At 66.7% G+C, this 12,612-nt stretch carries 11 protein-coding genes; 9 read left to right on the top strand and 2 right to left on the bottom strand.

What is annotated here, in order from left to right; translation table 11 throughout:
* The first annotated feature begins 155 nt into the window (after positions 1–155).
* From ruvA to pal, 8 genes are all read left to right on the top strand, one after another.
* Positions 156–773 carry a Holliday junction branch migration protein RuvA gene (gene ruvA / locus M2337_RS05590; protein WP_264572363.1) on the top strand — a complete coding sequence of 206 codons (618 nt, stop codon included), beginning with the start codon at positions 156–158 and terminating at the stop codon, positions 771–773.
* Positions 774–807: 34 nt separating this feature from the next.
* On the top strand, positions 808–1,827 hold the full coding sequence (ruvB, locus tag M2337_RS05585; protein WP_264572002.1) for a Holliday junction branch migration DNA helicase RuvB: 1,020 nt from the start codon (positions 808–810) through the stop codon (positions 1,825–1,827).
* Between the two features lie 116 nt (positions 1,828–1,943).
* Positions 1,944–2,402: a tol-pal system-associated acyl-CoA thioesterase gene (ybgC, locus tag M2337_RS05580; RefSeq protein ID WP_264572001.1), complete on the top strand. Its 459-nt coding sequence runs from the start codon at positions 1,944–1,946 to the stop codon at positions 2,400–2,402.
* A gap of 20 nt (positions 2,403–2,422) precedes the next feature.
* Positions 2,423–3,127, top strand: coding sequence for a protein TolQ (gene tolQ, locus M2337_RS05575; protein WP_181558686.1), 705 nt, complete (start codon positions 2,423–2,425; stop codon positions 3,125–3,127).
* Complete coding sequence (locus M2337_RS05570; RefSeq protein WP_181558685.1) at positions 3,127–3,597, top strand: ExbD/TolR family protein; 471 nt, start codon at positions 3,127–3,129, stop codon at positions 3,595–3,597. The genes tolQ and M2337_RS05570 overlap by 1 nt, the downstream gene beginning before the upstream one ends.
* 9 nt (positions 3,598–3,606) lie before the next feature.
* Positions 3,607–4,467, top strand: coding sequence for a TonB C-terminal domain-containing protein (locus tag M2337_RS05565; RefSeq protein WP_264572000.1), 861 nt, complete (start codon positions 3,607–3,609; stop codon positions 4,465–4,467).
* Positions 4,468–4,472: 5 nt separating this feature from the next.
* Complete coding sequence (gene tolB / locus M2337_RS05560; protein ID WP_264572362.1) at positions 4,473–5,816, top strand: Tol-Pal system beta propeller repeat protein TolB; 1,344 nt, start codon at positions 4,473–4,475, stop codon at positions 5,814–5,816.
* Positions 5,817–5,927: 111 nt separating this feature from the next.
* Positions 5,928–6,443, top strand: a complete 516-nt coding sequence (gene pal / locus M2337_RS05555) for a peptidoglycan-associated lipoprotein Pal (RefSeq protein ID WP_264571999.1) — start codon at positions 5,928–5,930, stop codon at positions 6,441–6,443.
* A gap of 86 nt (positions 6,444–6,529) precedes the next feature.
* Here pal and M2337_RS05550 read toward each other — a convergent pair whose 3' ends face one another.
* Together M2337_RS05550 and M2337_RS05545 are read right to left on the bottom strand one after the other, a co-directional pair.
* Complete coding sequence (locus M2337_RS05550; protein WP_181558682.1) at positions 6,530–6,832, bottom strand: hypothetical protein; 303 nt, start codon at positions 6,830–6,832, stop codon at positions 6,530–6,532.
* 29 nt (positions 6,833–6,861) lie between these two features.
* A complete protein-coding gene (locus tag M2337_RS05545) occupies positions 6,862–9,735 on the bottom strand; it encodes a M16 family metallopeptidase (RefSeq protein ID WP_264571998.1) in 2,874 nt (957 codons plus the stop codon).
* 278 nt (positions 9,736–10,013) lie between these two features.
* Here M2337_RS05545 and clpB point away from each other — a divergent pair, with 278 nt between their 5' ends.
* On the top strand, positions 10,014–12,593 hold the full coding sequence (gene clpB / locus M2337_RS05540) for an ATP-dependent chaperone ClpB (RefSeq protein WP_264571997.1): 2,580 nt from the start codon (positions 10,014–10,016) through the stop codon (positions 12,591–12,593).
* Positions 12,594–12,612 lie beyond the last annotated feature (19 nt).

The following is a 12,612-nucleotide window of genomic DNA, read 5'->3' as shown; positions in this document are numbered from 1 at the left end:
GCGGGCTTATTTGTCAATCAGCGGCACGGAAAAGGACGCCGCCCTGCGCTGCTCTCTTAGGCGGGCCGCGCGGCTACCTGCAAGGGAATGAATAGCCACGCGCGCCTCATTCAGAAACGGTGGAAACGAAGCGGGAACATCGCTACACCCGCCTCATGATCGCGCATTTGAAAGGCCTGCTCGTCTCCACCGGACTGGATAGTGCCGTCATTGATGTCGGTGGCGTGGGCTATCTCGTCGGCATGTCCTCACGCAGCCTTTCCGCGCTCGGCAGCGTCGGCGGAGCGGTCACCGTGCATACCGAGATGCTGGTGGGCGAGGAGTTCATCCGGCTGGTCGGCTTCGCGAGCGAGGCGGAGCGCGACTGGTTCCGCCTGCTCACCGGCGTGCAGGGCGTGGGCGCCCGCGTGGCGCTGGCCATTCTCTCCGCGCTGGAGCCGAGCGACCTGCACCGCGCCATCGCCGCGCAGGACAAGGCGATGGTCGCCCGCGCCAATGGCGTCGGCCCCAAGCTCGCCGAACGGATCGTGCGCGAACTGAAAGACAAGGTGGGCGCCATCGCCACCGGATCCTTCGCCATCGGGCTGGATGCGAGCGGCGCGGCGATCCCCGCCGCGACGGGCGTGCAGGCCGATGCTCTCTCCGCCCTCGCCTCGCTGGGCTTCAAGCCGGGCGAAGCGAGCATCGCCGTCAGCGCCGCGCTGGACGAGCTGGGCGACAGCGCCTCTCTGGATGCTCTGGTCCGCCTCGCGCTGCGAAAGGCTGCCAAGTGACGGGCCGGTCAACGCGCGCTAGGGTGCCGGGCTGATGGCAAGCTCCCCCCTCCTCACCGCCGGCCGCACGCCTGAAGATATGGATGCTGCGCTGCGGCCCAAGACGCTGGACGATTTCGTCGGACAGAAGGGCGCACGTGAAAATCTGCGGATCTTCATCAATGCCGCCCGCGCACGCGGCGAAGCGCTCGATCATGTGCTGTTCTTCGGCCCGCCGGGCCTGGGCAAGACGACGCTGGCGCAGATCGTCGCGCGGGAGATGGGCGTGGGATTCCGCGCCACATCCGGTCCGGTCATCGCCAAGGCGGGCGATCTCGCCGCGCTGCTTACCAATCTCGATGAAGGCGACGTGCTGTTCATCGACGAGATTCACCGGCTCAATCCGGCGGTGGAGGAAATCCTCTACCCCGCCATGGAGGACCGCGCGCTCGACATCATGATCGGGGAAGGCCCCTCGGCCCGCTCGGTGCGGATCGATCTGCCCTCTTTCACGCTGGTCGGCGCGACGACGCGGCAGGGCATGCTGGCCACGCCGTTGCGTGACCGGTTCGGCATCCCCGTGCGGCTCAACTTCTATACCGTGGATGAGCTGGAGCATGTCATCACCCGCGCCGCGCGGCTGCTCGACCTGCCGATCGCCCCCGATGGCGCGAGCGAAATCGCGCGCCGCGCCCGTGGCACACCGCGCATCGCCGGGCGGCTGCTGCGGCGGGTGCGGGATTTCGCCCATGCCGCCGGCCATGATGTCGTCGATGCCGCCGCCGCCGATGCCGCGCTGACCCGGCTGGAGGTCGACCAGCTCGGCCTCGACCTGATGGATCGCCGCTACCTGCGGATGATCGCCGACATCTATAAAGGCGGCCCGGTCGGCGCCGAGACGCTGGCTGCCGGCCTCTCCGAGCCGCGCGACACCATCGAGGATGTCATCGAGCCGTATCTGCTCCAGCTCGGCATCATCGCGCGGACCGCCCGTGGCCGCATCCTGAATGCGCCGGGCTGGAAGCATCTCGGCCTCAATCCGCCAGAGGGCAGCCAGGACGGTTTGTTCGACTGACGCGACGAGCGGCAAGCGATCCTTCCCGGTCCCATGCGATAGAACGAAGATCTGCTGCGTTCTGACGCTTGAAAAGGCTTCCCGCCGCGAGTCGCGTCGGTTAGGACTGGTCGCCCATGCCTTCGCAACGCGCCCTTCATCCCGCTTCGGGACAGTTTGAGAACGGAGAACATCGCTTCCCCGTGCGCGTCTATTTCGAGGACACGGACCTTTCCGGCGTCGTCTACCACGCCAATTATCTGCGCTATATGGAGCGCGCCCGCTCGGATATGCTGCGCCAGCTCGGCATCGATCAGCGCGCGGCGCAGGAAGCCGGCGAGGGCGTGTATGCGGTGACGGACATTGCGCTGCGCTACCGCGCGCCAGCCCGTCTGGACGATGATCTCACTGTGCGCAGCCAGCTGACGCAACTCGGCGCGGCGCGCTGCGTTATAACCCAGTCGGTCTGGCGCGAGGACACGGAACTGACCCGAGGCAGCGTCAGCGTGGCCTTCCTCGACAGCACCGGTCGCCCGCGCCGTCAGCCGGCTGACTGGATCGATCGCTTCAGCCGGCTCGCGCCGCTTCCTTCCTGACCGGAGAAACACCCCCGCCCATGACTCTCACCCTCATGCTTGCTGCCGCAGCGCCGGACAATGCGCTCACTTTGTCGCCGGTGGACATGTTCCTCCAGGCGGATCTCGTCGTGAAGGCGGTGATGGTCGGCCTGCTGCTGGCCAGCGTCTGGACCTGGGGCATCATCTTCAGCTTCGCCGGACGGCTCCGGCGGATGCGCAAGGGATGCGACGAGTTCGAGCGCGCCTTCTGGCAGGCCAAGGACATGGACGCCTTCGCCAAGGAGCGCGGCCGTGAAGACCTGCCGAGCGCGCAGGTGCTCAATGCCGGCATCGCCGAATGGCGCCGCTCCACCGCCCAGCGCGGCATGAACCCGGATGGCACGCGCGACCGGCTCGCCACGGCCATGGGCTCTGCTCTTGCCGGCACCATCGACAAGATTTCCGACCGGCTGAACATCCTCGCGACCGTGGGATCGGTGGCGCCGTTCGTCGGCCTGTTCGGCACCGTGTGGGGCATCATGCGCGCCTTCATCGCCATTGCCGGCGAGCAGAACACCAGCCTCGCGGTCGTGGCGCCCGGCATTGCCGAGGCGCTGTTCGCGACCGCGATCGGCCTGTTCGCGGCTATTCCGGCGGTGATCGGCTACAATCGCCTGAGCCACGGGGTGAACCGGCTGGAAGCGCGGGTCCAGCGCTTTTCGGACGGACTCTATACCACTTTCAGCCGCGAGCTTGAATCCTGATGGGCATGAACCTGCCTTCCAACCGGCGGGGCGGGCGACGCGCGCCCATGGCGGACATCAACGTCACGCCGCTGGTCGACGTGATGCTGGTGCTGCTCATCATCTTCATGGTGACCGCCCCCTTGCTGGTGACCGGTGTGCCCGTGCGCCTGCCGGAGAGCCGCGCGAGCGCGCTGGACCAGGACAAGAAGCCCGCCATCGTCTCGGTCGATCCGGAGGGCGCGGTCTTCATCAATGACGATCCGGTGAGCGATGATGCGCTGCCGGACCGGCTCAATGCCCTGCGCGCCGGCCTTGGCCCGGACGAGCAGGTGTTCCTGCGCGCAGACGCCGCACTCGATTATGGCCGTGTCATGCGCGTGATGGGCGAGCTCAATCGCGCCGGGCTGGACCGGGTGGCGCTCGTCACCACCGGGATCGGCATGGGCGGATCGGATCCGTCCACCGTGCGTTCAGTGACGGGCGAATAAGGGCGGGGAATGGACCAGCGCGAGCGTCTAGGACTGGGAATTTCCACGGCGGGCCATGTGCTTCTGCTCGGCGCGCTGTCGCTCGGCCTGTTCCAGAAGAGCGCCGATTTAAAACCGCCGTCGACGATCGACGTGACCTTTGCGGATGCTGTCGCGCTCGAAAGCCTCACCCGCGAACATGCGCCGGACGTGCCGCAGACCGCCACCGCGCCGGAAATCGGTGAGGTCGAGCCGGATGCCGCGCCGCCGCCGCCCGCCGCCGCAGCGCCCACGCCAGCGCAGCCCGATCCGGTTGCACCGCCCCCCCCGCCCCGCGCGCAGGCACCGACGCCCAAGCCGGCGCCACCCCCGCCGCCCGCGCCCAAGCCGCGCGAACAGCGGGCCAGCACGCGCGAGACGCCGGCCGCCAAGCCCGCGCCCTCCCGCCCCGCACGCCAGGAAGCGCCGCGTCAGCGCGCCTCGCGACTGGGTGACGATTTCCTCAAGGGCATCGACGCCGAGACGGCCTCCAGCCGCGCGACGCCCAACACCAGCGGCTCCAACGCCAAGCTCAGCCCGGTCGCGGCCCGTGCGCTCAATGCGGAGATCACCCGCCAGATCAAGCCGCACTGGCGCCCACCCTCGGGCGCCGATGCCGAAAAGCTGGTGACGCTGCTCAGTGTCCACCTGACACCGGACGGGCGCATCGATGGCCGGGTCGAGGTCGTCGGGCAGGAGGGCGTGACCGCCAGCAACCGCGCCCAGGCCGATCTCCATGCCGAGCGGGCCGTGCAGGCCGTGATGCGCGCCGCACCGTTCAAGAATCTGCCCGCCGAATTTTATGAACAGTGGAAGTGGCTCCGGCCGCTCCGCATCTATGCGAGTCTGTGACCATGATGATGCTCAGCCTTCGACGCAAAACCCTGCGCGGTGCCAGCGCCCTGCTGGCCCTGCTCATCGCGATGCCCGCCACGGCGCAGCTCAGCGTGGACGTCACCAATCCGGTCGAGAGCGATCTGCGGATCGCCGTTCCGGCTATGCCGACCCAGCAAAATGTCGAAACGCCGGCTGGCTCCACCCAGTCGCTTGGCCAGCGTATCGCCGAGGTGATCGCCAACGATCTGCGCGGCTCCGGGCTGTTCACGCCGCTCGGCCCCAATGGCGTGCAGGCACCCTCCATGGCGGAAGTCACCAGCCCCGTCTTCGCGCGCTGGTCCGCGATGAATGCCGAGGCGCTGGTGCAGGGCTTCGTCCGCTCGGCGGGCGGCGATTCGCAGATCACGGTCGGCTGCTATCTCTATGACGTGTCGCTCGGCACCGAGCTCGCCCGACAGGGCTATGTCGTCGCGCCCCGCGACTGGCGCCGCGCCGCCCACCGCTGCGCCGACCTTGTCTACTCACGCCTGACTGGCGAAAGCCCGTTCTTCGACAGCCGCATTGCCTACATCGCCGAGACCGGCCCCAAGGACAATCGCGTCAAGCGCCTCGCCATCATGGATAGCGACGGCGCCAACCATCGCTTCATCACCAACGGCCAGAGCCTGGCACTCACCCCGCGCTGGTCGCCGGATTATCGCTCCATCGCCTATGTGAGCTATGTCGGCCGCAATGTGCGTATCTACATCTATGATGTCGATCAGGGCCGCCAACGCGTGCTGCTGGAAGGCAGCGGCGCCATCTTCGCCCCGCGCTGGTCGCCCGATGGGCGCACGCTGCTCTATTCGATGGCGAGCGGCGCCAATACGGACATCTACAAGATCCCCGTCGCAGGTGGTCGCCCGACACGGCTGACCAACACGCCGGGCATCAATGTCGGCGGCTCCTTCTCGCCGGATGGCACGCGCGTCGTGTTCGAGAGCGATCGCTCGGGCGGGCAGCAGATCTATGTGATGAATGCGGATGGCTCGGGCCAGCGCCGCATCAGCTTCGGTGGCGGGCGCTATGCCACGCCGGAGTGGAGCCCACGCGGCGACCTCATCGCCTTCACCAAGATCGCCGGAAACTTCCGCGTCGGCGTGATGGATGTGAACGGCAGCAACGAGCGTCTGCTGACCAATGGCTGGCAGGATGAAGCGCCGACCTGGTCGCCCAATGGCCGTGTGTTGCAATTCTTCCGCACCGCAGCCGGCCGATCGGGCAATTCCTCGATCTGGCAAGTGGACCTGACGGGCGTGAACGAACGCAAGATCGTCACGCCGGTGGACGGCTCCGACCCCGCCTGGGGACCGCTGCTTCAGTGACGGGGAACCAAAAATTCATCTTTGTTTTCATATCTTCAGGTTGACTTGTCGGCAAAACGCCCCAACCATACGACGAACCGGTTTGTGTTCAGGACAGTAGGAGAAGCCCCCATGCGTACCACACCCCTGTTGCTGCTGGTTTCCAGTGCCGCGCTCGCCCTTTCGGCCTGTGCCAAAAAGGCGCCGGAGACCCTCCCCCCCGCACCGGCTGACACGGCTCCGCCGCCGGCCACCACGCCGACGCCCACGCCGAGCGGCCCGACCCCGGGCAGCCAGGCAGACTTCGTCGCAAGCGTGACCTCGGACCGTATCTTCTTCAATACGGATGAGAGCGACATCGACGATGAGGATCGCAACGTGCTGCGCAGCCAGGCCGAGTGGCTGATGCGCTACCCGCAGAAGCGCGTGACCGTCGAAGGCCATGCCGACGAGCGCGGCACCCGCGAATATAACCTCGCGCTGGGTGAGCGCCGTGCCAATGCCGCCAAGAACTATCTGGCGTCGCTCGGCATCGATGCCGGCCGCATCAACACGATCAGCTACGGCAAGGAGCGCCCGGTCGCGCTCGGTTCGGATGAAGCCAGCTGGGCCCAGAACCGTCGCGCAGTCACCGTCACGGTCGACTGACACGCGCCACACGCCAAAAAGAAAGGGCAGCCTTCCAAGCGGGAGGCTGCCCTTTTCTACGATCTGCCCTGCTGGCGGACGGGCCGTCAGCCGCGGCGCGTACCCGTCATCGCCATGGTGCCAAACGCGCCGGCATCGATGGTGCCGCTGATCTTGCCGTCGGTCACGATCGCCTCGCAGGTGAGCGTCATCGGCATGGGCATGGTCATCTCCATGGTCCAGGTCAGCCGGTTGCCATCCACCTTGCCGTTCTTCACATCGAGCGAGCCGAGCGGCCCCGCATTGGTACCGTTGAACGTGTCTCCGTCCGTCACGACGGTAAATACGCTCGCCTGATCCCCCATCGGGGTTTTGGTGGTGCAATCATAAGCGCCGTCAACTTTGGCCATTTCATCTCTCCTTCCGGAATGAACGTTCTTCAGCGAGCGGGGGCTGCGCCGGGGGTGATCTCCGTCACGGGCAACCCCAGCGGCTTGAGCTGGTCCGCAATCTGGCTCTTGTCGCCAACCACCACCCAGCTCAGCTGTGCGGGATCGATCAGCTGCTTCGCCGCCGCGTCGAGCTGGGCCGGGGTGAGCGCCTGATAGCGCGCCCGCAGCGTTTCGACATAATCGAACGGCCGGCCGAACAGCGCATCCGCCTGCATCTGCCCGAGCACCGCGCCGGTCGTCTCGAACTGCCCCGGCAAGCCGGCGATCTCGCCATTGACGACGCGCGCGAATTCCTGCGGCGTCACGCCCTTTTGCCCAAGGAAGCTGACGATCTGGTCCCGCATCGCCGCGATGGCGGGGCCCGTCTTGTCCGCCTGTACCGGCGCGCTGACCAGATAGGGGCTGCGCTCCAGCCGCCGGCTGAGCGCACCGCGCACGCCATAGGACCAGCCCTTGGCCTCCCGAATGTCCGCGTTCAGCCGCGAGAGGAAATCATCGCCCAGCACGGTGTTCGCCATGTTGAACGCGACCAGGTCATCGCGCCCGGTCGCCTTGGTGACCACCCCGCCCAGAATGACGGACTGCGGCGACTGCGGCCGGTCGATCAGGTAGATACCCGGCTTGGGCGTCGGCACCGCCACCGAGAAATCCTTGACGGGCGAGGCCATGCGGTTCTGCGGCCAATTGCCGAAACGCGCCTCCAGCAGGGGCTTGATCTCGGCCATGGTGATGTCGCCGGCGACGAAGATCTCTGCCTTGCTGGGGACGATCCAGCCGCCATGGTAATGCATGAGGTCGTCGCGCGTGATCGCCTTCACCGTGGTCTCCTCACCCCGCGCGCTGACCACGCCATAAGGATGCTGCGGGCCATAGAGCAGCGGCGAGATTGCCCGGTTGGCAAGGCCGCTGGGCTGCGTCTTTTCCGCCGCGATGCCGGCAAGCTGGATGGTCCGCAGCCGCTCGATCTCGCTCGGCGCGAAGGCGGGGTTGCGGATCACATCCTGCAGCAGGTCGAGCGAAGGCGCCAGATTGGGCTTGAGCGCGAACAGGGAGATGGACGTGCGGTCCATGCTCTGCCCGGTCGAGATGCTGGCGCCGAGCCGCTCCTGCTCCTCGGCGATCTGGATGGTCGAACGACTGGTGGTGCCGGCCTCCAGTAGGTCAAGCATCAGCGTGCCCAGCCCCATCCGGTCCCGCCGGTCACTGGCAAGCCCAGCGTCGAAATTGACCGCGATGCTGACCGTCGGCACGGTCGAGCGCGTCGCGACGTGCAGCTTGATGCCATTGCCGAGCGTCGCCGTCTCTACCGTGGGAAAATCGAGGTCCGGGTTCTGCGTCACGTCCGGAATCGCCAGCGTCGGCTTGGGCGCCGCGACGTCCGCCGCCGCATTCTCGCCCGGCGCCGCCACCGCAGCATCCTCATAGGCCTCCCGCTCACCGGGCTCGACCGTCAGTGCAAACACGGGGCGGGTGAGCCAGCGCTGCATCGCCGCCGTCACGGCCGTGGGCGTCGCGGCGGCGATGGCCGCCAGGTCCTTCTTGTACTGGGCAGGATCGCCCGAATATAACAGTCCCTCAGCGAGGGTGGACGCCTTGCCGCTGAATCCGCCGACCACTTCAAGCGCGGCAATCTCGCCGGCGACCTGCCGCGTGGCCACGCGGGTGACTTCATCAGCGGTCGGGCCAGTCTTGATGAAATCGCCCATGATCTCATCGAGCCGGCGGGAGACCAGCGCCGGATCGGTGCCGGGCTTCACATCCGCCGTCGCCATGAAGAAACCGAGCTGCTCGAACTGCTGCACGCCCGCCGTCACGCTCACCGCGATCTGTTCGTCGCGGACGAGGATATTGTCCAGCCGCGAGCTGGCGAGGCCGCCGAGCACCGCGCCGCCTACCGAGAGCAACGGCGCATCCTTGTCATTGCGGCCCGGCGTCACCCACATGCGGTAGATGCGCGTGGTCGCCACGCGATCCTTCATCACCTTGTCGATCCGCGCGGGCAGCGTCGGGATGGGCGCGGCAACCGGCTTGACTGCCGGCCCCGCCGCGATGCCGCCGAAATATTTCTCGACCTTCGCCTTGGCCGTGGCGGCGTCGATATCACCGGCGAGCACAAGGATCGCGTTGTTTGGCCCGTAGTGATCGCGGAACCAACCCTTCACATCCTCCAGCGAGGCAGAGTCGAGATCCGCCATCGAGCCGATGGTCGAGTGGCCATAGGGATGGCCCTTGGGCAGCAGCGTCTCAAGCTGCACATATTCCACCAGGCCATAGGGCTGATTGTCGCCCTGCCGCTTCTCGTTCTGTACCACGGCGCGCTGGGCATCGAGCTTGCCTTGCGTCACCGCGCCGAGCAGGCGTCCCATGCGATCCGCCTCCATGAACAGCGCACGATCGAGCGTGCCCGTCGGCACCGTCTCGACATAATTGGTGCGGTCGAACCAGGTCGATCCATTGGTGGGTGTGGAACCGGCCGAAACCAAAGGCTCATCGAAATTGGGCACATTCTCCGACCCGCCGAACATCAAATGTTCGAAGAGATGCGCAAAGCCGGTCTTGCCTTCCGGCTCATGCTTGGAGCCGATACGGTAGTAGACGGTGACGCCGACGACCGGCGCCTTGCGATCGGTATGCACGATTACGCGCAGGCCATTGGGCAGCGTGAACGTCTCATAGGGAATGTCGACTCGCTTGATGAGATCGGCGAGCGGCGCGGGCTTGACGGCTGCGCTGGCCGTCGCGGCGGCTGCCGGACGGGGGGCAGGCTGCGCTTGCGACCAGGCCGGCACGGATGCCGTAAGGGCAAGGCTGCAAACGCCCAGATACATGAGGGCAGTCGAACGACGAACAGTCAGACGCATAGAATCTCCGACGAATATCAACAGGTCGCCACCCGTAGCAGCGACGGCCTGAAACCATGGCCAGACCATAGCGGCAGGCGGCGGCCAAGCCTAGCGCCGGATCGAACCGGCCCCGGATTGAGGACCCGCCAGCGAGCTTGAGCGTTGATCCCAACGAAGCCGGCATGGCATATTGGCAGCGGTCGATCATGCTGCCCGGATCGCGTCGGAGAAAAACGCACTGGCCCTCTTGTGTTGCGAAATGGCAACACCATCTGTGGCAGGCGAAGGGAGATAGTATGAATCTCGAAAAGTTCACAGACCGGGCCAAGGGCTTCCTGCAGAGCGCACAGACCGTCGCGATCCGCATGAACCACCAGCGCATCAGCCCGGAGCATCTGCTCAAAGCGCTGCTCGAGGATGAGCAGGGCATGGCCAGCGGCCTCATCAAGGCGGCGGGCGGTGATGCCGCAACGGCGCTGCGCGAGACCGACACGGCGCTCGCCAAGGTGCCTGCCGTCAGCGGATCGGGCGCGCAGCAGACCCCGGGCCTCGACAATGACGCGGTGCGCGTGCTCGATTCTGCCGAGCAGGTCGCGCAGAAAGCCGGCGACAGCTATGTCACCGTCGAGCGGCTGCTGCTTGCCCTGGCACTGGCCACGACGACCGCCGCCGGCAAGGCGCTGGCCACCGCCGGCGTGAAGGCCGAGGCGCTCAATGGCGCGATCAATGCCTTGCGCGGCGGGCGGACAGCGGACACGGCCTCTGCCGAGGACCGCTACGACGCGCTCAAGAAATTCGCCCGCGATCTCACCGAGGCCGCCCGCGACGGCAAGCTCGATCCGGTGATCGGCCGCGACGAGGAAATCCGCCGCACCATCCAGATCCTCGCCCGGCGCACCAAGAACAACCCGGTGCTGATCGGTGAGCCCGGCGTCGGCAAGACCGCCATCGCGGAGGGCCTGGCCCTGCGCATCGCCAATGGCGACGTGCCCGACACCCTCAAGGACCGCACGCTGATGGCGCTCGACATGGGCAGCCTCATCGCCGGCGCGAAGTATCGCGGCGAGTTCGAGGAGCGCCTCAAGGGCGTGCTCGACGAAGTGAAGGGCGCGGACGGCCAGATCATCCTCTTCGTCGATGAAATGCACACACTGATCGGCGCGGGCAAATCCGAAGGCGCGATGGATGCTTCCAACCTCTTGAAGCCGGCTCTGGCGCGCGGCGAGTTGCACTGCATCGGCGCGACCACGCTCGATGAGTATCGCAAATATGTCGAGAAGGACCCCGCTCTCCAGCGGCGGTTCCAGCCCGTGTTCGTTGGCGAGCCGACAGTGGAGGACACCATCTCCATCCTGCGCGGCATCAAGGACAAGTACGAGACGCACCATGGCGTGCGGATCGCGGACGGGGCCATCGTCTCCGCCGCGACGCTCTCCAACCGCTACATCACGGACCGCTTCCTGCCGGACAAGGCCATCGACCTGATGGACGAGGCCGCGAGCCGCATCCGCATGGAAGTGGAATCCAAGCCCGAGGAGATCGAGAATCTCGACCGGCGGATTATGCAACTCCAGATCGAGCGCGAGGCGCTGAAGAAGGAGAGTGATCAGGCCAGCAAGGACCGGCTGGCAGCACTGGAAGGCGACCTCGCCAATCTGGAGCAGCAGTCGGCCGAACTCACGGGCCGCTGGCAGGCCGAGAAGGACAAGATCGCGGGCGAGGCCAAGCTCAAAGAGCAGCTCGATGCCGCGCGCATCCAGCTGGAGCAGGCGCAGCGCACCGGCGAATATGCCAAGGCCGGCGAGCTGCAATATGGCACCATCCCCACGCTGGAGAAGCAGCTCGAAGAGGCGCAGTCCGCCTCCAAGGGCGCGATGCTGCGCGAGGAAGTGACCAGCGAGGACATCGCCAGCGTCGTCTCGCGCTGGACCGGCATTCCGGTCGACAAGATGCTGGAAGGCGAGCGCGAGAAGCTGCTGGCCATGGAGGAGGAGCTGGGTCGCCGGGTGATCGGCCAGGCCGACGCGGTGAAGGCCGTCTCCACCGCCGTGCGCCGCTCACGCGCCGGTCTGCAGGACCCCAACCGGCCGCTCGGCAGCTTCCTGTTCCTCGGCCCGACGGGCGTCGGCAAGACGGAGCTGACCAAGGCGCTCGCCGAATTCCTGTTCGACGACAGCAATGCGATGGTGCGCATCGACATGAGCGAGTTCATGGAGAAGCACAGCGTCGCCCGGCTGATCGGCGCGCCGCCGGGCTATGTCGGCTATGAAGAAGGCGGCGTGCTGACCGAAGCCGTCCGCCGCCGGCCCTATCAGGTCGTGCTGTTTGACGAGGTGGAGAAGGCGCATGGCGACGTGTTCAACGTGCTCCTCCAGGTGCTCGACGATGGCCGCCTGACCGATGGTCAGGGCCGCACCGTGGACTTCACCAACACGATCATCGTGCTGACCAGCAACCTCGGCAGCCAGTTCCTCACCAGCCTTGGCGATGATGAGCCGGTGGAGAAGGTCGAGGATCAGGTGATGGACGTGGTGCGTGCGCACTTCCGCCCCGAGTTCCTCAACCGGCTGGACGAGATCATCCTGTTCCACCGACTGGGCGCGGAGCATATGGGGCCGATCGTCGACATCCAGGTCGCCCGCGTCGGCAAGCTGCTCAAGGACCGCAAGGTGACGCTCGACCTCACCGACGGCGCCCGCGCCTGGCTCGGCCGGGTGGGCTACGATCCGGTCTACGGCGCCCGCCCCTTGAAGCGCGCGGTACAGAAATATCTGCAAGACCCGCTCGCCGACCTCATCCTGCGCGGCGAAGTGCCCGACGGCGCGACAGTGCGCGTCGATGAGGGCGATGGCGCGCTGGTGTTGACGGTGGGGTGAGGCAAGGCCGAACTTGAAA

The sequence above is a fragment of the Sphingobium sp. B2D3A genome (assembly GCF_025961795.1).
Lineage (GTDB): Bacteria > Pseudomonadota > Alphaproteobacteria > Sphingomonadales > Sphingomonadaceae > Sphingobium.
Note: the sequence above shows the minus strand (reverse complement) of the source record. Positions and strands in the feature narration are given on the sequence as shown.

Coding starts and splice junctions, on each gene's coding strand:
- M2337_RS05545 (WP_264571998.1), bottom strand. CDS start 9,735: ATGCGTCTGACTGTTCGTCGTTCGACTGCCCTCATGTATCTGGGCGTT.
- ybgC (WP_264572001.1), top strand. CDS start 1,944: ATGCCTTCGCAACGCGCCCTTCATCCCGCTTCGGGACAGTTTGAGAAC.
- clpB (WP_264571997.1), top strand. CDS start 10,014: ATGAATCTCGAAAAGTTCACAGACCGGGCCAAGGGCTTCCTGCAGAGC.
- M2337_RS05550 (WP_181558682.1), bottom strand. CDS start 6,832: ATGGCCAAAGTTGACGGCGCTTATGATTGCACCACCAAAACCCCGATG.
- tolQ (WP_181558686.1), top strand. CDS start 2,423: ATGACTCTCACCCTCATGCTTGCTGCCGCAGCGCCGGACAATGCGCTC.
- pal (WP_264571999.1), top strand. CDS start 5,928: ATGCGTACCACACCCCTGTTGCTGCTGGTTTCCAGTGCCGCGCTCGCC.
- M2337_RS05565 (WP_264572000.1), top strand. CDS start 3,607: ATGGACCAGCGCGAGCGTCTAGGACTGGGAATTTCCACGGCGGGCCAT.
- ruvB (WP_264572002.1), top strand. CDS start 808: ATGGCAAGCTCCCCCCTCCTCACCGCCGGCCGCACGCCTGAAGATATG.
- M2337_RS05570 (WP_181558685.1), top strand. CDS start 3,127: ATGGGCATGAACCTGCCTTCCAACCGGCGGGGCGGGCGACGCGCGCCC.
- tolB (WP_264572362.1), top strand. CDS start 4,473: ATGATGCTCAGCCTTCGACGCAAAACCCTGCGCGGTGCCAGCGCCCTG.
- ruvA (WP_264572363.1), top strand. CDS start 156: ATGATCGCGCATTTGAAAGGCCTGCTCGTCTCCACCGGACTGGATAGT.